The following is a 19,035-nucleotide window of genomic DNA, read 5'->3' as shown; positions in this document are numbered from 1 at the left end:
GCCGCGCCCGCTACTCGCCGACCGCGACGAAGCGCCAGACCGTGCCGTCGTCGTCCTCGTCGGAGTCCGCGTCGTCCGGGTCGACGTCGACCTGGACGCCCTCGGCCTCCAGGGAGTCCCGCAGACGGTCGCGTATCGCCGAGCTGAGGTAGTTGTGGTGCAGGTCCAGCGTCGTGAGGTGGGTGAGCGGCTGCCCGGTGAGCAGCGCGGTCGCGCCGTCGTCGGTGAGGACGCCCATCGACACGTCGAGGACCTCCAGACGGGCCACCACCGGGGCGGAGGCCAGCGCCGTGCAGATGTCGTCCTGCATCTCGCTGTTGCGCAGCGCCAGATGCCTGAGGGAGGGCAGCCGGGTGCCCGCCAGGATCGGCGCCAGGTCGGCCACCTCGGAGTCACCGCCGTACTCGGACGTGCCCAGCCACAGGTCGAGGTGGACGAGGGCCGGCAGATCACTCGCCGCCACACCGCGCACCGCCTCGACGGGCATGCCGCCCGTCTCGACGGTCAGCTTCCGCAGCCGCTCGTGCCGAAGCGCCGGGAACACGAGTCCCTGACCGCCGCGCACACCGAACTCCTCCAGCTCCGGGAAGGCCGCGAGCAGCGGGCCGACATCGCCCTGGTTGATCCAGGAGATCTCGCACTCCTCCATCACGATGTCGCCGAGGAACAGCGCGCGCAGCGCGGGCAGCCGGTCCTTCGCCGCCACCAGCGCCTCGATCACCGGCTCGGGCCCGCTGTCGTACGCCTCGTTCCACGCGCCCACGACGAGCGCCCGCACCTTCGTGGTGTCGATCGAGGCGAGGAACCGCGCGAAGGCGTCCTCCCACGCCTCCTCGCTGTCGTACGAGTCCACGGCGACGGACCAGGCGACCTCCCCCGGAGCGGGCAGCTGACCGGTGCCCTCGGGTCCCTTCACGGAGTCGGGGAACTGGACGACGGGCAGGTCGTGGAACTCCCGCAAGTGGCTTCCGATGGTCATGTGTGCCCGCCCCTTCGTTCCATGTCGGTGGGCGGGACCCGAGCCCGTGCGCGGATCCCCCCGTTGCTCCCCGGGGCGCGCACGGCGCCGTCGGGTAGGGGAGTTCTACCAAGCCCCTCTGACAACGCGGACAGCGGACCCCGTTCCTTGTGGACAGGCCCCGTGAACAGGGGCTGAAGGAGGGGCCGAGGACACCGCGTCCGGGGCGATTGTCAGTGCCTGCCTCTACGGTCCTTTCCATCCGGGGCACAGCGAGTGCTCCGACGGGAGGGAGACCCATGTACCGGCAAGGAGACGTCCTCATCGCGCCGATCGCGGAGACCGCCGTGCCCGGCACGGCGCGTGACGCCGCGTCGGAACCGCGCGACGGACGGGGCCGGCTCGTCCTCGCCCTCGGCGAGGTCACCGGACACGCGCACGCCGTCGTCGGCCCCGGCCGCCTCATCCGCGAGACGGACGCCTTCGGCCCGATGCTGCTGCACGTCCCGGAGGGCGCCCGGGTCGTCCACGAGGAGCACGCGCCCATCTCCCTGCCGAAGGGCTGGTACCGGGTCGTGCGCCAGCGCGAGTACGTGCCGGGTTCGGTGCGGATCGTCGCGGACTGAACCGCGGCGGCCGAGGGAGCAGGGCACAGGACATCGGGATCGGACATGACATCCAGGAGGAACGGCGTGACGGAGCGGACGAGTTGGCGTGCGGTGGCGGCGGCCACGGGAGCCGGCGACAGGGCACGGACCGAGGCGGGCGTACGGCTCGCCTACCGGCGGGCCGGGCTGCCGGAGCCCGAGCGGATCGTGTGGGCCCGCTCGCCCCTGGAGGCGGTGCGCCTGCTGTCGGGGACACCGGCCGAGGACGGCGAGACGGTGACCGGCACCGGGGCGAGCGTCCGTGACGCCGTCCGCAACCGCCCGGTCGCCGCCGCGCGAGGCCTGCTGCACGCCCGGCTGGGCCCGGCGGGCTGGAGCGACCACTGGCGGTCGACCGGCGCGGACCTGTGGGACACCACCCGGCCGCTCGTCGACCGCGTCCGCACCGGCGTGGTCGAGGCCCTGGCCCCGGACGACCGCAAGGAGGAGACCCGGGTCCGGCTCCTCCTCCTGGACGCGGTCCTCGGCCAGCACGACGCGGCCTGGCTCGCCGCCTTCGACGACCTGGACGCCACCGGCACCGGCACCGGCCCCACCCCCGACACGGACGCGGGGCCCGCGACGGCCGACTCGACCCCGGGCCTCGACGGATTCGCCGAGGTCGCCCGCACGGCGGGCTGGTGGTGGCCCTACGAGAACGTGGCGGTCGTCGCCGAGCGCCCCACCGAACTGCACCGGGACGAGGCGGGCCGGCTGGACCGGGGTGACGGCCCCGCCCTCGCCTACTCGGACGGCTTCGCCCTGCACGCCTGGCGCGGGCTGCCCGTGCCAGGCGAGTTCCTCGACTCCCTGGCCACGCTGACGCCCGCGCGCATCCGCGACGAGGAGAACGCCGAGCTGCGCCGCGTCATGCTGGAGCACTACGGCTACGACCGCTACCTGGAGGAGTCGGGCGCCAAGCCGGTGGACCGGGACGAGACGGGCGTGCTCTGGCGCGTGGAACTGCCCGGCGACGAGGACGTGGTGATGGTGGAGGTCGTCAACTCCACCCCGGAGCCCGACGGCACGAGCCGCACCTACTGGCTCCGGGTGCCCCCGACGACGCGGACGGCCCGCGAGGGAGTGGCCTGGACGTTCGGGCTCAGCGCCGAGGAGTACGAGCCCCTGCGCCAGACCTGAGCCCCCGCCGCCCGACGCCCGCCCCGGTCGCCCCGGTCACTCGAACCGGGAGACGTCGCCCGCTCCCTTGCGGATGATCTCGGCCTCGCCGCTGGAGAAGTCGATCACGGTCGTGGGCTCCGTACCGCAGTCCCCGGAGTCCACCACGGCGTCGACCTGGTGATCGAGCCGTTCCTTGATCTCCCAGCCCTGCGTCAGCGGCTCCTCCTCGTCGGGGAGCAGCAGGGTGCTGGAGACCAGCGGCTCACCCAGCTCCGCGAGCAGCGCCTGGGCCACCCGGTGGTCGGGGATGCGCACGCCGACGGTTCGTTTCTTCGGGTGGAGCAGCTTGCGCGGCACCTCACGGGTGGCGGGCAGGATGAACGTGTAGCTGCCGGGCGTCGACGCCTTGACGGCGCGGAACACGTCGTTGTCGACGTGCACGAACTGGCCCAGCTGCGCGAAGTTCTGGCAGACGAGGGTGAAGTGGTGGCGGTCGTCGAGCCGGCGGATCGTACGGATCCGCTCGATGCCGTCACGACTGCCCAGCTGGCAGCCCAGCGCGAAACACGAGTCCGTCGGATAGACGATGAGCCCACCCTGACGGACGCTCTCGGCCACCTGCCCGATGGCGCGCGGCTGGGGGTTGTCGGGGTGCACGTCGATGTACTTGGCCATCTTCCGAGCTTATGCCTCCCTGGGGCCCGTCAGCGGACCCGCCGGGCCAGTACCTGTCCCGGCCAGGTGCCGGACAGGAAGCGGTCGGTGGGGGTGAAGCCGTTGCGCTCGTAGAACGCGACGAGTTCGCCCCCGCCGCCCGCCCAGCAGTCGACCCGCAGCAGCTCCACACCGGCCCGCCGGGTCTCCTCGACGGCGTGGGCCAGCAGGGCCGCCCCGATGCCCTGCCCGGCCAGGCGCCGGTCGGAGATCAGCAGCCGCACGTACACCTCGGGCTCGTCGGCGGGGGAGATCGGCATCTGCGGGCTGGGCCCGGAGTCCAGGACCAGCGCGCCGACGGGGGTGCCGTCCCGCTCCGCGACGTGCGGGGCGTTCTCCGTCATGTACCGCTCGATCCGCTCCACCCCGTCGGGCCGCCGCGAGTACGGGATCGTGCCCCACTGCTCGGTGTTGCCCCGGGCGTTCATCCAGGCCACCGCCCCGTCGAGCATGTCCAGCACGGCCGGCGCGTCGGTGAGGGCGCCCGGCCGTATCCGCAGTCCTTCAGTCAAGTCGTCCACGCCGCAGAAGCCTAGACACTCCCACGTCACCGCCGCGCACCCCTTTTCTCAAGGTTCGACGCCCACTCCCAGGGGCGCGGGGAACTGCGCGACCGGCCACAGACGATCTGCAGCCGAATCACGATCGGCAGTCCCCCCGCGGCCCCCCGGCGGAGCCTTACGCGCCGCTCTCCCGCAGCATGTCCTCACGCTCGACGATCTTCACGCGCTCGCGGCTCTGCGGCTCGCCCAGCGCCTTCTCGGCGGCGTCCAGCCTGTACCAGCCCTCCCACGTCGTGAAGCGCACCTCGCGCTCCGCGAGGAACGCCTCCACGGCCTCCGGCGCCGGGGCGGAGGGCTCCTGCAGACGGCCGTTGGCGAAGTCGTCCAGCAGGTTGGCGACCGTCTCGTTGGCGTCGCCCTTGGTGTGCCCGATGAGGCCGACGGGGCCGCGCCGGATCCAGCCGGTGACGTACGTCGACGTCAGGTGCTCGCCGGTCTCCTGGACGACCCGGCCGCCCGCGTCCGGGACGGTGCCCGACTCGAGGTCCCAGGGCAGCTTGGGCAGCTTGTCGGAGAGGTAACCGACCGCGCGGTAGACCGCGGTGACATCCCAGTCCTTGAACTCGCCGGTGCCCTTGACGTTGCCGGTGCCGTCGAGGGCGGTGCGCTCGGTGCGCAGGCCGACGACCTTGCCGTCCTCGCCGAGGATCTCGGTGGGGGACTCGAAGAAGTGCAGGAACAACTTGTGCGGGCGGTCGCCGGTGTCGCGGATCGCCCAGTTCTCCAGGGTCTTGGCGACCATGTCGGCCTGCTTGTTGCCGCGCCGGGTCGCGATCGAGCCCTCGTCGTAGTCGATGTCCTCGGGGTCCACGATGACCTCGATGTTGGGGGAGTGGTCCAGCTCCCGCAGCTCCATGGGGGAGAACTTCGCCTGCGCGGGGCCGCGTCGGCCGAAGACGTGGACCTCCAGCGCCTTGTTGGCCTTCAGACCGTCGTAGACGTTCGGCGGGATCTCCGTCGGCAGCAGCTCGTCGGCCGTCTTGGCCAGGACACGGGCCACGTCGAGCGCGACGTTGCCGACGCCGAGGACGGCGACCTTCTCGGCCTCCAGCGGCCAGGTGCGCGGGACGTCCGGGTGGCCGTCGTACCAGGAGACGAAGTCGGCCGCGCCGTACGAGCCGTCGAGGTCGATGCCGGGGATGTCGAGCGCCCGGTCGGCCGTGGCGCCCGTGGAGAAGATCACCGCGTCGTAGAAGGCACGCAGGTCGTCGAGGTTGATGTCCGACGGGTAGTCGACGTTGCCGAAGAGACGGATCTGCGGCTTGTCGAGCACCTGGTGCAGGGCGGTGATGATGCCCTTGATGCGGGGGTGGTCGGGGGCCACGCCGTAGCGGATCAGTCCGAACGGGGCGGGCATCCGCTCGAAGAGGTCGATGGAGACACCGGGCTCGGCGGCAACGCCGGACTTCAGCAGCGCGTCGGCGGCGTAGATACCGGCCGGGCCGGCTCCGACAATGGCTACCCGCAGAGGGCGGGGCATGTTCAGGTTCCCTTCGAGCGGAGACAAGCGACTCGACGGCAACCCTAAACTGAGGCAACCCTTACCTGGTACGCGGGTCGGGTCTATGACCTCATAAGCTGATCTTATGGCATGGGGGTGCCCCGTCGGAGGCCGCGCCCGGCGGGCGGTGGGGCGCGGTCGGCGGGGCGGTCGGCGGGGCCGTGCCCGACCGAGGCGTTGGCCATGGATGTGGACGCGATGTGTTTGCCCGCGCGGTGAACGGCAACGCGGTTTCCATGAGCCGAACCAACAACGACACCAACGAGAGCACCTCGTCCGCCGAGACGGCCGCCGCCAAGGCGCGCCGGACCGCCGGCAAGGCGACCGCCCCGGCCACCGGGACCGCCAAGAAGGCCGCAGACAAGGCGGGTGACACCGCGTCGGCCGCCAAGAACGGGGCCGGACGCGCGGCCGACACCGCGAACAGCGCCGTGCACAGCGCGGTCAAGGGTGTCGAGGCGGGCCGCCAGGCGGTCGTGCAGGCCTCCGGTCAGGTGGCCGCGACCGCCAGGACGGCGGTGACCGTCCTCGCCCATCGCAAGCTCGTCGCCGCGGGTGTGGGCGCGGGGCTGACCGCGCTGACCGCCGCCTCCTACCTGGCCGGACGCCGGTCGGAACGCCATGTGCACGGACCGCTTACCCGGCTCACCGGCGGACGCATCTGACGTCCACCCGCACGACGCCCGCACCGGGCGGCCCCACGCCGCACCACGAAGCACGACGCGGCACGGTGAGGCGCCCACGACGCGGCACGGTGGGACACCGACGCTCGGGAGGCGGCGAGAGCGCCGCCTCCCGAGCGTCCGCCCGAGTGACCGTCCCGCGGCGTGACTCCACCGCGTGGGGAGGTCGGACCTACCAGCGGCCCTCGACCTGGTCCTTGACGCGGCGGTCGTACAGGTCCCGGATCGCGGTGAGCGTCTCGTCCGAGAGCGCCGGCAGCGCGGCGGCGGCCGCGTTGGCCCGCGCCTGTTCGGGCGTGCGGGCACCCGGGATCACGGTGGTGACCCCCGGCAGCTGGATGATCCAGCGCAGCGCCAGCTGGGCCGGGGTGAAGCCCTCGGGTGCCAGCCCGGCGAACTCCACCGCGGCCTCGACGCCCGTCTCGTAGTCGACACCGGAGAAGGTCTCGCCCTGGTCGAAGGACTCGCCGTGCCGGTTGTAGGTCCGGTGGTCGTTCTGGGCGAAGACCGTGTCCTTGGTGTACTTGCCCGACAGCAACCCCGAGGCCAGCGGCACCCGGGCGATGACGGCGACGCCCGCCTTCTCGGCGGCCGGGAGGACCTCCAGGAGCGGCTTCATGCGGAACGGGTTGAGGATGATCTGCACGCTCGCCACGTTCGGCCGGGCGATCGCCGTCAGCGCCTCCGCGCAGGTCTCCACGCTGACGCCGTACGCGGCGATGCGCTCCTCCTCGACGAGGGTGTCGAGCGCGTCGAACACCTCGTCGGAGGAGTAGACCGGTGTGGGCGGGCAGTGCAGCTGCACCAGGTCGAGACGGTCCACACCAAGATTGCGGCGGGAGCGGTCGTTCCAGGCCCGGAAGTTGTCGAGGACGTAGTTCTCGGGGATCTGGGCCACGCGGCGGCCCATCTTCGTCGCGACGAACACATGCAGGTCCTGCCGGCTGCGCAGGAACGTGGCGATGGTCTGCTCGCTGCGCCCGTCGCCGTAGACGTCCGCGGTGTCGAAGAAGGTCACCCCCGCCTCGGCCGCCGCCTCCAGGACCGTCAGGGCCTCCTTGTCGTCGACGTCTCCCCAGTCGGCGCCCAGCTGCCATGTACCGAGCCCGACCACGGACGCGTGCTGACCCGACCTACCGAATGCGCGTTCTTCCATGCGGCCAGTGTGTCATCCGTTCCCCCTGCTCAGTGCGGGAAGGCACGCGGTCGGCGCTGCCGGGGCAGTTCGTCCCGGAACCGCTCGATGACGGAGCTGATCTGCCGGGTGAGGACGGTCTTCTCCAGCCGGTCGAGATACAGGTTGCGGCGGGCGAGGCCGACCGCGTCCACACAGAAGTACAGGGCCATCAGCGGATTGACGAACAGTTCGCTGTCGCGGGTCCGCTCGGTGAAGCGGACGTCCCCGAAGTCGCCGCGCACGGCCGCCGCCACGGAACCGTTGACGATGCTCGGATACTCCGGCGTGCACCGCTGGGCGTGGGCCACCGCGTCCAGGTACAGGGCGCCCTCACGGCTGTCGCGCGGCAGCGAGAACGCGCCCAGATAGGCGCCGTCCCGGTCGAGCGCCGCCAGGTTCTCCAGGACCAGCGCGTGGTTGACCCCGTGGTAGGCGTCCACACCGAAGCCGAGGCACGCCACCAGCCGGTCCGGGACCTCGTCCATACCGGCGATGGCACCGAGGCTCGCCATGTCCTCCTCCGGAGTGCCGAGTCCGTGCTCGTCCCCGCGCATCAGGATGTCGGTGCCGCCGTCCACCAGCACGATCGCGTCCACACCGCCGAGACGGTCCAGGAGCGCGCGGTAGGCGTCCCTGAGCGGCGCCACACCCGTACGGGAGAAGGCGTACACCGTGGCGGGCATCCCGTGCAGGTCGAGCCACCGAGCGAGGGTGCGCTCGGGGAAGTAGTCGCCGCGGGAGGCGGTGTCGGGGCCGATGGCGGCGACGTCCTGCTCCACCCAGACGTCCAGGTCGAGGCCGAAGAGATCGGCGAACGAGAGATTGGCCAGATGCACCTCCTTGCCCGCCGAGCGCAGGGCGAGGGCCAGCGGCAGACCGGCGTAGACGTCGAAACCGCCGCCGGCGCCGGCGACGAGGACACGCCGGGCGTCGTTCAGTCGGGTGAAGAACGCGGGCTCGTGGAGGGAGAACACCGGGGGAAGCTAGCAGCGCCACCGGCCCCGGTGCCCGGGATTTGTCGACGACCGGTCACGGCGGGCGCCGCCCGGAGGGGCACCGCAGAACCACGGACCTCGGATTTCCCCCGCGTACGACGGTGACGAAGGGCCACACCTGCGGTTACCGTACCGGGCAGTAACCGGAGCGTATCCAGGAGGCACCCATGCCGCAGCTCGAAGTCGCCGGAGCGAGCCTGACCTACGACGACGAGGGCCCCCGCGACGGCGACGGGGTGCCCCTGGTGTTCATCCACGGCTGGACGGCGAACCGCCACCGCTGGGACCACCAGCTCGCCCACTTCTCCGAGAAGCGCCGGGTGATCCGCCTCGACCTGCGCGGGCACGGTGAGAGCACCGGCGCCGGGGTGCGCACCATCGCGGAACTGGCCGACGACGTCCTCGCGCTCCTCGACCACCTGGAGGTCGAGCGGTTCGTCCTCGTCGGGCACTCCATGGGCGGCATGATCTCCCAGACCATCGCCCTCGCCCACCCCGAGCGCGTGGAGCGCCTGGTGCTGGTCAACTCCATCAGCCGGATGACCTACAGCCGCGGCCGGGGCCTGCTCATGGCCGTCTCGACCCGGGTGCCGTTCAAACTGTTCGTCGCCGCCAACATCCAGCGCGCCTTCGCCCCCGGCTACCCGCGCGAGGAGATCCGTGAGTACGTCCGCGCCTCCTCGGCGACCCCGCGCGAGGTCGTCATGACCCTGTACGGCGCCATGCGCGCCTTCGACGTCCTGGACCGGCTCGGCGAGATCCGCGTCCCCACCCTCCTCGTCCACGGCTACCACGACATCCAGCTGCCCGTCTCCCAGATGCTGCGCATGGCGAAGGCGTACCCGGACGCCGAGGTGCGCATCCTGGACGCCGGCCACGAGCTGCCCGTGGAGAAGCCGGCCGAACTGACCGCCACGCTGGACCGCTTCCTCACCGGCGCCCGCGTCTGACGCCGTGCCTCGCCGCCCGCACCCCGGGCGGCGAGGCACACCACCCGTGCGGGCGGGCTCAGACCGCCGGACGGGACCGAGACGTCCCCCGTCCGAGCAGTCCGCCGAGCGATCGCAGCCACCGCAGTACGGCACCGACCACGGCCCTCGTCCTCGACAGCCGTCCGATGTCCTCGGCGAGGGACAGCGCCGCCCCCGTCCACGCGAAGCCGAAGGACCACACCGACAGCCACTCGCACAGGTAGAGGGGTGTGACCGGCCAGTCGTCGCCGACCCCGGTGACGGCCGCCGCGCCCGCGAGCGCCATGAAGACGAGGATCAGCACACCGGCCACCCGATAGGGCCGCCGGACGTACGACCGGTCCTTGATGCCGGGCGCCCAGTACATCAGCAGGCAGAACCCGGCCATCGAGGTCAACAGCCCGACGGCGAAGACCAGATGGAACACCGAGGCCGTCAGCTGCCCGGAGTCCGCGCCGGAACCGGGTGCCGTCGGGAAGAGGGCGACACCGAGCGCGCAGCACCCGGCGACCGTCCCCATCACGTCGTTCATCCGGTTGAAGCGGTAGATGATCAGGAAGGTCCCGAGGGCGCAGAGGCTGCCGACGAAGACGTCCCGGATACTCGTGTGGTACGCGCCGCTCATCGAACCGGGCCACACGTCGTCCCCGGTGCGGCCGTCGAGCAGCGCGGCGATCCAGTTGCCGAGCGGCAGCGCCAGGGGCAGCAGGACACCGATGATCCCGACCCCCAGGCGCAGCCGCATGACCGTGCGCGCATCCTGATCCCGCTGTGCTGTCGCCACCCTGTCCCGCAGGGGCACGGTGACGGTTCCGTCCGTGCTCACCCGAGCACCTCCTCACCGAAACGCGCCAGGCGAAGGTGTGCCCGCGACGCCCGCCACCGGACGATGACCGCAAGTCGTCGAACATAAACCCGAACACGGCCGGTGGGTGAGGCTCCGTCACGTGAGGTTCCCTCAGGGAGCCAACTGCCCCTCGGCGGCGGCCAGTACCTCCGTCACCCGTAGACCGAACGCCGCGTCGCACGGATGCGGCCGGCCGCCGCGGGCCGCGGCCAGCAGGGCGTCACCGGCCCGCACCAGAGCCGGCACCACACCCCCCTCGTCCGACGAGGGCAGGACGGTCGCCCCGGCCCGGCCCCGGAACTCGGCGGTCGCCCCCGAGGCCGCGGGCGGCGCGGACAGGCTGAGCGTCACCGTGCTCGACGCCCCACCGGTGTGGGCGAGGACCAGATGGACCGTGTCCTTCGCCCCGCGCACGGCGGTGACCTCCTCCACGTCCCCGAGCACGGGCAGCAGCACCGACAGGGCGTGCGGGCCCACGTCCCACAGGGCGCCCTTCTCCCGCCGCCACGGTGACGCCGCGAACGGGCTGTCGCTGTCGCCGTCGAACAGCGATCCCAGCCACTCCGCGCGGCCCGTGAACCAGCCGCCGGCGTCGGCCTGTTCGGTGATCCACGCCTCGATCGCGGTCTGGAAGCGGGCGGTGAAGAAGACCACCGAGGCCACCCCGGCCCGCTCGACGGCCTCGACGACGGCCCGCCCCTCGGCGACGTCCGTGGCGAGCGGCTTGTCGAGCAGCAGATGACAGCCCGCCCGCGCGGCCCGCACCGCCAGCGGCGCCTGGACCGACGGCGGCAGGGCGACGGCGACCGCGTCCACATCGGCGAACAGCGCGTCCACGTCCTCGTACACCGGCAGCCCGCCGTGCCGGTCGGCGAGTTCCTTGGCCGCCTCCGGGCGCCGGCCCCACACACCGGCGAAGTCAAGCTCCGAGTGCGCGCTCAGCGCGGGGGCGTACGCCATCTCCGCCCACGGCCCTGTTCCGAGCAGTCCGATACGCATGCCGTTGTCTCTCCTCGACGCGATGTGATCCGTGCCCCCGACCGCCCGGTGACCCGGTGCCTCAGGGCAGTGCCTGCTCGGTCCAGATGGTCTTGCCGGTGGGGGAGTAGCGGGTGCCCCAGCGCTGGGTGAGCTGGGCGATCAGATAGAGGCCGCGTCCGCCCTCGTCGGTCGTCGCCGCGTACCGCAGGTGCGGGGAGGTGTGACTGCTGTCCGTGACCTCGCAGATCAGGTTGCGGTCGTGGATCATCCGGACGCGGATGGGGCCGCTGCCGTACCGGATGGCGTTGGTGACCAGTTCGCTGAGGATCAGCTCCGTGGTGAACACCAGGTCGTCCAGCCCCCATGCGGCGAGCGTCCGCGTGGCGTCCGCGCGGCACCGGCCGACGGCCGCCGGGTCGGCGGGCACCTCCCAGTCGACGACCCGGCCGGTGTCCAGCGCCCGCGTACGGGCGACGATCAGGGCGATGTCGTCGCTCGCCCGGCTCGGCGGCAGCGCGTCGAGGACGGCCCGGCACGTGCCCTGCGGGGAGGTGTCGGGGCCGGTCAGCGCGGTGCGCAGCAGCTCCAGACCGTCGTCGATGTCCCGGCCCCGGTCCTCGACCAGCCCATCGGTGTACAGCACCAGCCGGCTGCCCTCCGCGAGGTCCAGGTCGGCCGTCTCGAACGGCAGACCGCCGAGCCCGAGCGGGGGACCGGCCGGTACGTCCGGGAAGTCGACGCGGCCGTCGGGCCGGGCCACCGCGAGCGGCGGATGACCGGCCCGGGCGACCGTGCAGCACCGCGACACCGGGTCGTAGATCGCGTACAGACAGGTGGCGCCGGTGATCGGGGCCGTACCGTCCTCCGCCTCGTCCTGGTCGATGCGGCTGACCATCTCGTCGAGCAGCCCGAGGATTTCGTCGGGCGGCAGGTCCAGCGCGGAGAAGTTGTGCACGGCGGTCCGCAGCCGCCCCATCGTGGCCGCCGCGTGCAGCCCGTGCCCGACGACGTCACCGACGACGACCGCGACCCGGCTGCCCGACAGGGGCAGCACGTCGAACCAGTCGCCGCCCACCCCGGCCTGCGCGGGCAGATACCGGTAGGCGACCTCCAGCGCGCTCTGCTCGGGCAGGCTGCGCGGCAGCAGGCTCCGCTGCAACGTCACGGCCATGGTGTGCTCGCGGGTGTAGCGCCGCGCGTTGTCGATGGAGACCGCCGCCCGGGCGACGAGCTCCTCGGCGAGGGCCAGCTCCTCCTGGTCGAACGGCTCCGGCTTCTGAGAGCGCCAGAAGGTGGCCACGCCCATCACCAGGGGGCCCACGCGCAGCGGCACGGCGATCAGCGAGTGGATGCCGTACTCGACGACCTGCGCCGACCGCTCCAGGTCCTGCGCCTGCCACCCGGGCGACCTGCTGAGGTCGGCCTCCAGGACCGAGTGGCCGCTCTCGATGCTGAGGGCCTGCGGGGAGGACGCGACCAGGTCGATCTTCTCGCCCACCTTGTACAGGGGCGCGTCCTTGCGGATCCCGCTGAGCGCCGTGCGCCGCAGGGTGGTGACCGTCTCCGGTTCCTCACCGCTGAGGGCCGCCGGGGCCAGGTCCACCGTCACGAAGTCCGCGAACCTGGGGACGGCCACCTCGGCCAGCTCCTCGGCGGTACGGGTCACGTCCAGGCTGGTGCCGACGCCCACCCCGGCGTCGTACAGCAGCTTCAGACGGCCCCGCGCGGACTCCGCCCGGCCCGACAGGGCGCGCAGCTCGGTGGAGTCCCGGAGCGTGGCGACACTGCCCGAAGGCTCGCCCTGGAGATCGGTGGGCCGCTGATTGACCGCGAGCAGCCGGTCGCCCACCAGATGCACCTCGTCGTTGGCGACCCGGCCCGAGGCCAGCAGTTCCGCCATGGGCGCCTCCAGGCCCAGAGCCGAGACGTCCTGCCCCTGGGCGTCCTCGGGCAGGTCCAGCAGGCGGTGCGCCTCGTCGTTGGCGAGGAGGAGCCGGCTCCCGCCGCCGACGATCATCACGCCCTCCCGTACGGCGTGCAGCACGGCGTCGTGGTGCTCGTACATGCGGGTCATCTCGGAGGGGCCGAGGCCATGGGTCTGCCGCAGCAGCCGCTTGCTGACCAGCGCCGTGCCCGCCGTGGCGAGGACGAGCGCGGCGGCCGCGGCGGCCAGCACGAGCGGCAGCTGCTGCTCGGCGACCCCGCCCACCTTCTCCGTGGTGATCCCGGCCGAGACCAGGCCCACGACCTTCCCGTCCGGGTCCTTGACCGGCACGACGGCCTGGACGAGCGGTCCGAGGGTCCCCGTGATCTCCTCCGTGAAGGACTCGCCCTTCAGCGCCGGTTCGAGGCTGCCGACGAACTGCTTGCCGATACGGTCGGGCTTCGGGTGGGTGTAGCGGATCCCGTCGGTGTTCATCACGACGATGAAGTCCACCCCGGACTGGGTCCGCGCGGCCTCCGCCCTCGGCTGGAGCACCGCCGTCGGATCGTTGGAACTCAGCGCCTCGCGGGTGCCCGGGGCGTTGGCGAACGTCTCGGCGACGGCGAGGGAACGGTTCTTCGCCTCCTTGGTGCTGTCGTGCCGTACCTGGAGGACCAGCGCCACCACGGCCGACACGACCAGCACCAGCACGATCACGACCTGCAGCAGGAACACCTGCCCGGCGACACTGCGCCCGCTCAGCGCCGACCGCAGCCCCGCGAGAGGCCGCCAGCGGGGTCCCTGCCCCTCGGCGGCGGATCCGTGCGGTGCGCGCCGGGCGCCGTCGTCCCGGCCCTGCTCGCGCTGACCATGGGGGCGGCGGGTCGACTGAGCACGGGATCGACCCAGGAGACGGACCATGTGCCCATGTCTACACTGCCCCGCGCCAGGAGGCGAGAGGGGGTCACGCCCTGTGACAGGCGGTGCCGCCGCCCGTACGGCCGGGAAGGCGTCCCACCAGGCCCCGAACGCCTCCGACATGCCGATTCCCATGAGTTTCCTGTGAATCCGTGAGTCGCTTGAACACCCCGGCCTCCGGCTCCGTATAAGGCCGGGGTTTTATATGCCCGGACCGACCACGACGTTGTAGGAGTCACCGTGGGACGCACCACCAGGCGCAGACGCCCGACAGGAGCACGGCGCGCGACCTCCGCCGCGATCGCGCTGATCTTGGGCGGAGGCGGGCTCGTGGCCGCGAACGTCTACGCGTCGGCCACCGAGGACGGCGGCGGCGAGGAGTCCGGCCAGTGGGCCAACTCCGCTGCCGCGACGATCGACTGCCCGGATGTCGGCAGTGAGCTGACCGACGTGCCCGAGGGCGCGCGGGGGGACGTGGACAACGAACTCGCCGCGCTCGACCGGCAGACAGCCGAGGCGTACCAGCGGCTGCAGAACTCCGCGCAGGCCCAGCAGCAGGACGGCGGGTTCGCGGAGAACGCCATCATGAACCCGCTGAAGGAGAAGCGGGCCGCGACGATCGAGCGCATCGCGATCGCCATCGACCGCGTCGGGGACCGCCCCGAGGGGCTCGACTCGCTCGCGTCCTGCACGTTGCGCGAGACAGGCAACGACGACGGGGGCGACCAGGGCGACGGCGACCAGAACGGCGACGGTGCCGGCCAGGACCAGGGCGACCAGCAGGGCCAGGACGGTCAGCAGAGTCAGAACGGTCAGCAGGGTCAGCAGGGTCAGCAGGGCAATGGCGGTCAGGCCGGCAACGGTCCGGTGGCCGCGGACTTCGCCGACATCACCTCCGTCCAGCCGGGCGGGCAGGGCGGCGCCCAGGGGCAGAACGCCTCCCGCGGCTCCTTCACCACCGCCTGCGGGGTGAACGCGAACGGCGTGTTCAACTCGGACAACGTCATCGTCGCCCCCGGCGTCAGCAACGGTGCCCACCACTTCCACGACTACGTCGGCAACCAGGCCAACAACGCCTTCGCCAGCGACGAGGACCTCGCGGCCGCCGAGACCAGCTGCGCGAACCAGGACGACAAGTCGTCCTACTTCTGGCCGGTGCTGCGTCTGCAGAACGGCACCGTCGAGCAGGACGCCAACTCGCCCGGCGGCGGCATCGAGGGCAACGCCGGTGAGATCGTGACCCCCAAGCAGGTCACCATGACCTTCGTGGGCAGCCCGAAGGGCGAGGTCGCCGAGATGCCGCGGCTGCTGCGCATCATCACCGGTGACGCCAAGGCGTTCGTGAACGGCCCCGCCAACGCCAACGCCTCGTGGAGCTGTACCGGGTTCGAGGACCGGCAGCTGAAGGACAAGTACCCGCTCTGCCCCGACGGCAGTGACGTCGTGCGCACCTTCAAGTTCCAGAGCTGCTGGGACGGCCGCAACATCGACAGCGCCAACCACCGCACGCACGTGGCCTTCGCCGCCGCCGACGGCAGCTGCCCCGGCGGTTTCCGGGCCATTCCGCAGCTCGTCCAGCGCATCGTCTACGACGTCGACGCGCCGAGCCTCCAGGACGGCGGCCGTACGACCCCGCTGTTCGCGGTGGACTCCTTCCCCGAGCAGGTCCACAAGCCGATCACCGACCACGGCGACTTCATCAACGTCTTCGACGAGGGCCTGATGCGCGAGATGGTCGACTGCATCAACGAGGGCCGCGAATGCGACGCGGCGGACCTCGGCGGCGACCAGGGTGGCGGCGGCGACCAGGGTCAGGACCAGGAGCAGCCCGGCGGTGACCAGGGCGACGGCGGTGACCAGAACCAGGGCGATGGCCAGGACCAAGGTCAGGACCAGGGCCAGGACCAGGACCAGGGCCAGGACCAGGGCCAGGACCAGGAGCCGCCGGGCGACCAGGAGGGCCAGAACCAGGACCAGGACAAGGGACAGGGCCAGAACCAGGGCGAGGACGGCGACGTCGGCGAGCCCACGGACAAGGCCGACACGCCCAAGACCCTCGCCTCGCCCAAGGCGACCCAGCGCGAGCGCGACAAGGACGCCGGGCAGAGCGGGGGCGACGGCAAGGACGACGAGGCCGCCGACCAGACCCCGGCCGGGAACATCCCCTCGGCGGCGGGCGCGGGCCAGGCCGGCTCCCAGGATTCCGAGGGATCCACGGGCTCCCAGTCGGCCGCGGGTGACCTCGCCGACACCGGTGCCGAGATGTGGCCGGCCGCACTCGGCGGTGTCCTCGCCCTCTGCGGTGTCGTCCTGCTCCGCCGTGTACGGCGCGGAGCGATCCGCTGAGGCCGCGGAGCCGTTGACGCACCGTCACCCCTCCGCCAGCGGGCGGAGGGGTGACGCCCGCGCGGCGGCGACCGTGGCCGTCGTCCGAGCGGCCCCCGCCCGCCGGGTGGCCGAACCCGTGGCGACACCGCTCGGCGGTCCGCTCCCGATGCGCTCCGGCAGGCCACAGGGCTGACTCGGCCCGGGACGGGCGATCAGCCCGGAGCGTTGCCCCGCCGATGGTCACGAAAGGTCATCGATCTTCGTCGAGCGACCGGAATCGGCTGTCGCGGCATCTGGTTTCAGCCGTACACTGACAATTCGTAGGCATGCGGGTGTAGTTGACGGGGGGATCCGACATGTCCGGAGACCAGTACGGTCCATACGGAACGAGAGACCAGGACGGCTGGAGCCACAGCTATGTGGTGCCGCCGATGCCGTCCGCGCCGCCGCCCGGCCCGGCCGACCCCTGGCGCGCCATCGGCGTGGGGCTGCTCAACCTCAGCGGTCTCGGCCTCGGTTACGCCCTCGTGCGCCGGCCCCTGCTGACGCTGCTGTGCTGGGTGGCCACCGGCGTCCTGCTCTTCACGGTGCTGCCGGCCGACCCCGACGGCGTGTCCGGCACGACCCTCGTCGTCTACGGCCTGTTCCTCGTTCTCACGGCCGTCCACGGCGCCATGGTCGGCCTGCGCAACCGGCTGGTGTGGCCCGCGCAGTCCCCGCTCGCGATCGCGCTCGGCGTCCTGCTCCTCGGCGTCCCCGTCGCCGGCTCCCTGCTCTACGAGAGCGCGCGGGACGAGGCCACCGAGCAGATGCTCCTGGACCGTCTGGACACCGCCGACGACCTTGTGCGCAAGGCCTCCGGCGAGTCCTTCAGCACCACCCAGTCCGAGTACCGCAGGGCGCTGAGCGCCTACGACGACCTCAGCACCGACCACCCCGACTCGCGGGCGGCGGAGAAGGTCCCGGACCGGCTGAAGACCTTCTACACGACGGTCGGCGCGCCCTACGAGGACCAGGAGTACTGCGACGCGATCGCCCCGCTCGAGTACCTGCGCACGGTCCCGCAGACCCTGAGCAAGAAGAACGTCGGCTCCCTGGCCACCTGGCCCGACGACCGGCTGGCGACGTCCCTGTACGAGTGCGCCTCCGGCACCCTCGCGAGCGGCACCGGCGACTGGACCGACCACTTCCGTGACCTGCTGAACGAGTTCCCCGACTCCGAGCAGGCGGCGAAGGTCGAGCCCGACGTCAGGACGGCCGTCGACAAGGCGATCAAGGCCGTCGGTGGTGACGACCCGTGCAACGCCGTGGAGCAGCTGGAGTCCCTCAGCCTCCAGGTCAAGGGCCTGCCCGGCGAGAAGGCGGGCGTCGACAAGGCCCTCGCCGACGACGCCGCCCGCGCCGACCGGTCCGCCTCCACCGGCGTCTACACCTGCGGCGTGTCCCAGTACGAGGACGGCGAGTTCGCCGACGCGGTCACCTCGATGAACGACTTCGTCAAGGCCAACAAGAAGCACAAGAACGCGCCCCGCGCCAAGAAGATCGCGATCGCCGCGGAGATCGCGCAGGAGGTGCCGGCGGCGGGCAAGAAGCTGCCCACGACCCGTACGGGCGGCAGCATCACCGTCACGGTGAAGAACGACAGCCCCGACGAGATCCAGGTCATGTACACCGGCCCGGTCACCGGCACCTTCACCCTGAAGGGCTGCGGCGGCTGCACCAGCTACGACTGGAGCCGCACCATCGACCCCAACTTCAAGCCGTGCAGCGGCGGCAAGAAGTACCCGCAGCGCACGATCACCCTCCCGGTCGGCACCACGTACTTCCTGCACAAGCCGAAGGGCGGCACCTCCTCCAGCCCCGCCTCGGACACCGCCAAGCTGCAGTCGGGCTACATCTACACCGAGTGCGCCTACGTGACCAAGGGTCTCGGCATCAACTCGTGAGACGACGAGCGCGGTCGGGAGGCAGACCGGACGGCCGGCAGGGGCGGACTCAGCCCCTGCGGCCCTCCAGCCACCCGGCCACGTCGTCGAGGTCCTTCGCGACGGCCCTGCGCACCGCACGGGCACCGACGCCGCCCAGCACCTTGGCCAGGAGACCGGAGACGGCACCGGTCGGCACTGCCGTGAACATCATCCGGATGGTCGTCGACGCGGGGCCGTCGGGCCGCAGCTCCCACGTGGAGACGTAGAGGGAACCATGGGACTCCGCCTCCACCACATAGCGCTCGGGCGGTTCGCTCACGGTCACGCCCATCTCCTCGGTGGCGTCCTTGCCGAACATGCGGCGGGTCTCCCGCCACCGCGTGCCGACCCCGAACACCCCGCCGGTGAGGACCTCCACCCGGACGACGCCGCTGAGCATCCGCTCCATGCCGGCGAGGTCCGTCAGGGCCTCCCACACCCGCCCCTGGGAGGCGGCGACCCGCCGCTCCACGACGACACTCGCGCTGGTCATGACTTCCATGAAAGCACCGGGCCCCGACAACCGCCCCAGGGACGACGGCCGGCGCCCCCGTCCGGAGCACCCCCTACCCCCGAAATGAGGAGAAGCCGATGACCGAACGTCCCGAGGGTGCCCCGGCCCAGCCCTAGCCGCAGGACCCGCCGTCCGCGACCCCGCCCGGTCCTCCCGGACAGCCCGGTCCGGCTCACCCGGCGCAGCCGCCGCCGGCCGCTCAGCCGCAGACGCCGACCCAGGCCC

Annotated in this window: 16 protein-coding genes; 6 read left to right on the top strand and 10 right to left on the bottom strand. The window is 72.0% G+C overall.

What is annotated here, in order from left to right:
* Positions 1-10 precede the first annotated feature (10 nt).
* The gene (locus tag AOK15_RS00980; RefSeq protein ID WP_055511659.1) at positions 11-979 is read right to left on the bottom strand and encodes an STM4015 family protein; all 969 of its coding nucleotides are present in this window, start codon (positions 977-979) and stop codon (positions 11-13) included.
* Positions 980-1,257: 278 nt separating this feature from the next.
* Here AOK15_RS00980 and AOK15_RS00975 point away from each other — a divergent pair, with 278 nt between their 5' ends.
* Positions 1,258-1,584 (top strand): hypothetical protein, encoded by a 327-nt coding sequence (locus AOK15_RS00975; protein ID WP_055511657.1) that lies wholly within the window; start codon positions 1,258-1,260, stop codon positions 1,582-1,584.
* Between the two features lie 45 nt (positions 1,585-1,629).
* Positions 1,630-2,745: a DUF6745 domain-containing protein gene (locus AOK15_RS00970; RefSeq protein ID WP_055511655.1), complete on the top strand. Its 1,116-nt coding sequence runs from the start codon at positions 1,630-1,632 to the stop codon at positions 2,743-2,745.
* A 36-nt stretch (positions 2,746-2,781) separates the two neighbouring features.
* Here AOK15_RS00970 and AOK15_RS00965 read toward each other — a convergent pair whose 3' ends face one another.
* The 3 genes from AOK15_RS00965 to AOK15_RS00955 all read right to left on the bottom strand — a co-directional run bounded on the left by AOK15_RS00965 (position 2,782) and on the right by AOK15_RS00955 (position 5,484).
* Entirely contained in the window at positions 2,782-3,402 is a 621-nt protein-coding gene (locus tag AOK15_RS00965) for an L-threonylcarbamoyladenylate synthase (protein ID WP_055511653.1), read from the bottom strand.
* Positions 3,403-3,431: 29 nt separating this feature from the next.
* Positions 3,432-3,962 carry a GNAT family N-acetyltransferase gene (locus AOK15_RS00960; RefSeq protein ID WP_055511651.1) on the bottom strand — a complete coding sequence of 177 codons (531 nt, stop codon included), beginning with the start codon at positions 3,960-3,962 and terminating at the stop codon, positions 3,432-3,434.
* 157 nt (positions 3,963-4,119) lie between these two features.
* Positions 4,120-5,484: an FAD-dependent oxidoreductase gene (locus AOK15_RS00955; protein ID WP_055511649.1), complete on the bottom strand. Its 1,365-nt coding sequence runs from the start codon at positions 5,482-5,484 to the stop codon at positions 4,120-4,122.
* A 221-nt stretch (positions 5,485-5,705) separates the two neighbouring features.
* Here AOK15_RS00955 and AOK15_RS00950 point away from each other — a divergent pair, with 221 nt between their 5' ends.
* Positions 5,706-6,170 (top strand): hypothetical protein, encoded by a 465-nt coding sequence (locus AOK15_RS00950; RefSeq protein ID WP_055511647.1) that lies wholly within the window; start codon positions 5,706-5,708, stop codon positions 6,168-6,170.
* Between the two features lie 190 nt (positions 6,171-6,360).
* Here AOK15_RS00950 and AOK15_RS00945 read toward each other — a convergent pair whose 3' ends face one another.
* Both AOK15_RS00945 and AOK15_RS00940 read right to left on the bottom strand, forming a co-directional pair.
* Positions 6,361-7,344 (bottom strand): aldo/keto reductase, encoded by a 984-nt coding sequence (locus AOK15_RS00945; protein ID WP_055511644.1) that lies wholly within the window; start codon positions 7,342-7,344, stop codon positions 6,361-6,363.
* 29 nt (positions 7,345-7,373) lie between these two features.
* Complete coding sequence (locus tag AOK15_RS00940) at positions 7,374-8,339, bottom strand: DUF1152 domain-containing protein (protein WP_055511642.1); 966 nt, start codon at positions 8,337-8,339, stop codon at positions 7,374-7,376.
* A 188-nt stretch (positions 8,340-8,527) separates the two neighbouring features.
* Between AOK15_RS00940 and AOK15_RS00935 the strand changes: the two genes are divergently transcribed.
* Complete coding sequence (locus AOK15_RS00935) at positions 8,528-9,310, top strand: alpha/beta hydrolase (RefSeq protein ID WP_055511641.1); 783 nt, start codon at positions 8,528-8,530, stop codon at positions 9,308-9,310.
* Between the two features lie 58 nt (positions 9,311-9,368).
* Here the strand turns inward: AOK15_RS00935 and AOK15_RS00930 are convergent, their stop codons facing one another.
* The 3 genes from AOK15_RS00930 to AOK15_RS00920 form a co-directional block, all read right to left on the bottom strand.
* Positions 9,369-10,157 (bottom strand): hypothetical protein, encoded by a 789-nt coding sequence (locus AOK15_RS00930; protein WP_055511639.1) that lies wholly within the window; start codon positions 10,155-10,157, stop codon positions 9,369-9,371.
* 132 nt (positions 10,158-10,289) lie between these two features.
* Positions 10,290-11,177, bottom strand: coding sequence for a Gfo/Idh/MocA family protein (locus AOK15_RS00925; RefSeq protein WP_055511637.1), 888 nt, complete (start codon positions 11,175-11,177; stop codon positions 10,290-10,292).
* Positions 11,178-11,238: 61 nt separating this feature from the next.
* Positions 11,239-14,004: a SpoIIE family protein phosphatase gene (locus AOK15_RS00920; protein WP_240508251.1), complete on the bottom strand. Its 2,766-nt coding sequence runs from the start codon at positions 14,002-14,004 to the stop codon at positions 11,239-11,241.
* Positions 14,005-14,331: 327 nt separating this feature from the next.
* On the opposite strand from AOK15_RS00920, the gene AOK15_RS00915 reads away from it, so the two are divergent.
* Complete coding sequence (locus tag AOK15_RS00915) at positions 14,332-16,347, top strand: DUF1996 domain-containing protein (RefSeq protein WP_055511634.1); 2,016 nt, start codon at positions 14,332-14,334, stop codon at positions 16,345-16,347.
* 338 nt (positions 16,348-16,685) lie between these two features.
* Entirely contained in the window at positions 16,686-18,275 is a 1,590-nt protein-coding gene (locus AOK15_RS00910) for a hypothetical protein (RefSeq protein WP_420876838.1), read from the top strand.
* 49 nt (positions 18,276-18,324) lie between these two features.
* Here the strand turns inward: AOK15_RS00910 and AOK15_RS00905 are convergent, their stop codons facing one another.
* The gene (locus AOK15_RS00905) at positions 18,325-18,789 is read right to left on the bottom strand and encodes an SRPBCC family protein (RefSeq protein WP_055511632.1); all 465 of its coding nucleotides are present in this window, start codon (positions 18,787-18,789) and stop codon (positions 18,325-18,327) included.
* Between the last annotated feature and the right edge of the window lie 246 nt (positions 18,790-19,035).

Source organism: Streptomyces ossamyceticus (genome assembly GCF_001418475.1).
Taxonomy (GTDB): domain Bacteria; phylum Actinomycetota; class Actinomycetes; order Streptomycetales; family Streptomycetaceae; genus Streptomyces; species Streptomyces ossamyceticus.
The sequence above is the reverse complement of the archived record's forward strand: the minus strand, read 5'-3'. Positions and strand labels throughout refer to the sequence as shown.

Coding starts and splice junctions, on each gene's coding strand:
- AOK15_RS00980 (WP_055511659.1), bottom strand. CDS start 979: ATGACCATCGGAAGCCACTTGCGGGAGTTCCACGACCTGCCCGTCGTC.
- AOK15_RS00975 (WP_055511657.1), top strand. CDS start 1,258: ATGTACCGGCAAGGAGACGTCCTCATCGCGCCGATCGCGGAGACCGCC.
- AOK15_RS00970 (WP_055511655.1), top strand. CDS start 1,630: ATGACATCCAGGAGGAACGGCGTGACGGAGCGGACGAGTTGGCGTGCG.
- AOK15_RS00965 (WP_055511653.1), bottom strand. CDS start 3,402: ATGGCCAAGTACATCGACGTGCACCCCGACAACCCCCAGCCGCGCGCC.
- AOK15_RS00955 (WP_055511649.1), bottom strand. CDS start 5,484: ATGCCCCGCCCTCTGCGGGTAGCCATTGTCGGAGCCGGCCCGGCCGGT.
- AOK15_RS00945 (WP_055511644.1), bottom strand. CDS start 7,344: ATGGAAGAACGCGCATTCGGTAGGTCGGGTCAGCACGCGTCCGTGGTC.
- AOK15_RS00935 (WP_055511641.1), top strand. CDS start 8,528: ATGCCGCAGCTCGAAGTCGCCGGAGCGAGCCTGACCTACGACGACGAG.
- AOK15_RS00925 (WP_055511637.1), bottom strand. CDS start 11,177: ATGCGTATCGGACTGCTCGGAACAGGGCCGTGGGCGGAGATGGCGTAC.
- AOK15_RS00920 (WP_240508251.1), bottom strand. CDS start 14,004: ATGGTCCGTCTCCTGGGTCGATCCCGTGCTCAGTCGACCCGCCGCCCC.
- AOK15_RS00910 (WP_420876838.1), top strand. CDS start 16,686: ATGTCCGGAGACCAGTACGGTCCATACGGAACGAGAGACCAGGACGGC.
- AOK15_RS00905 (WP_055511632.1), bottom strand. CDS start 18,789: ATGACCAGCGCGAGTGTCGTCGTGGAGCGGCGGGTCGCCGCCTCCCAG.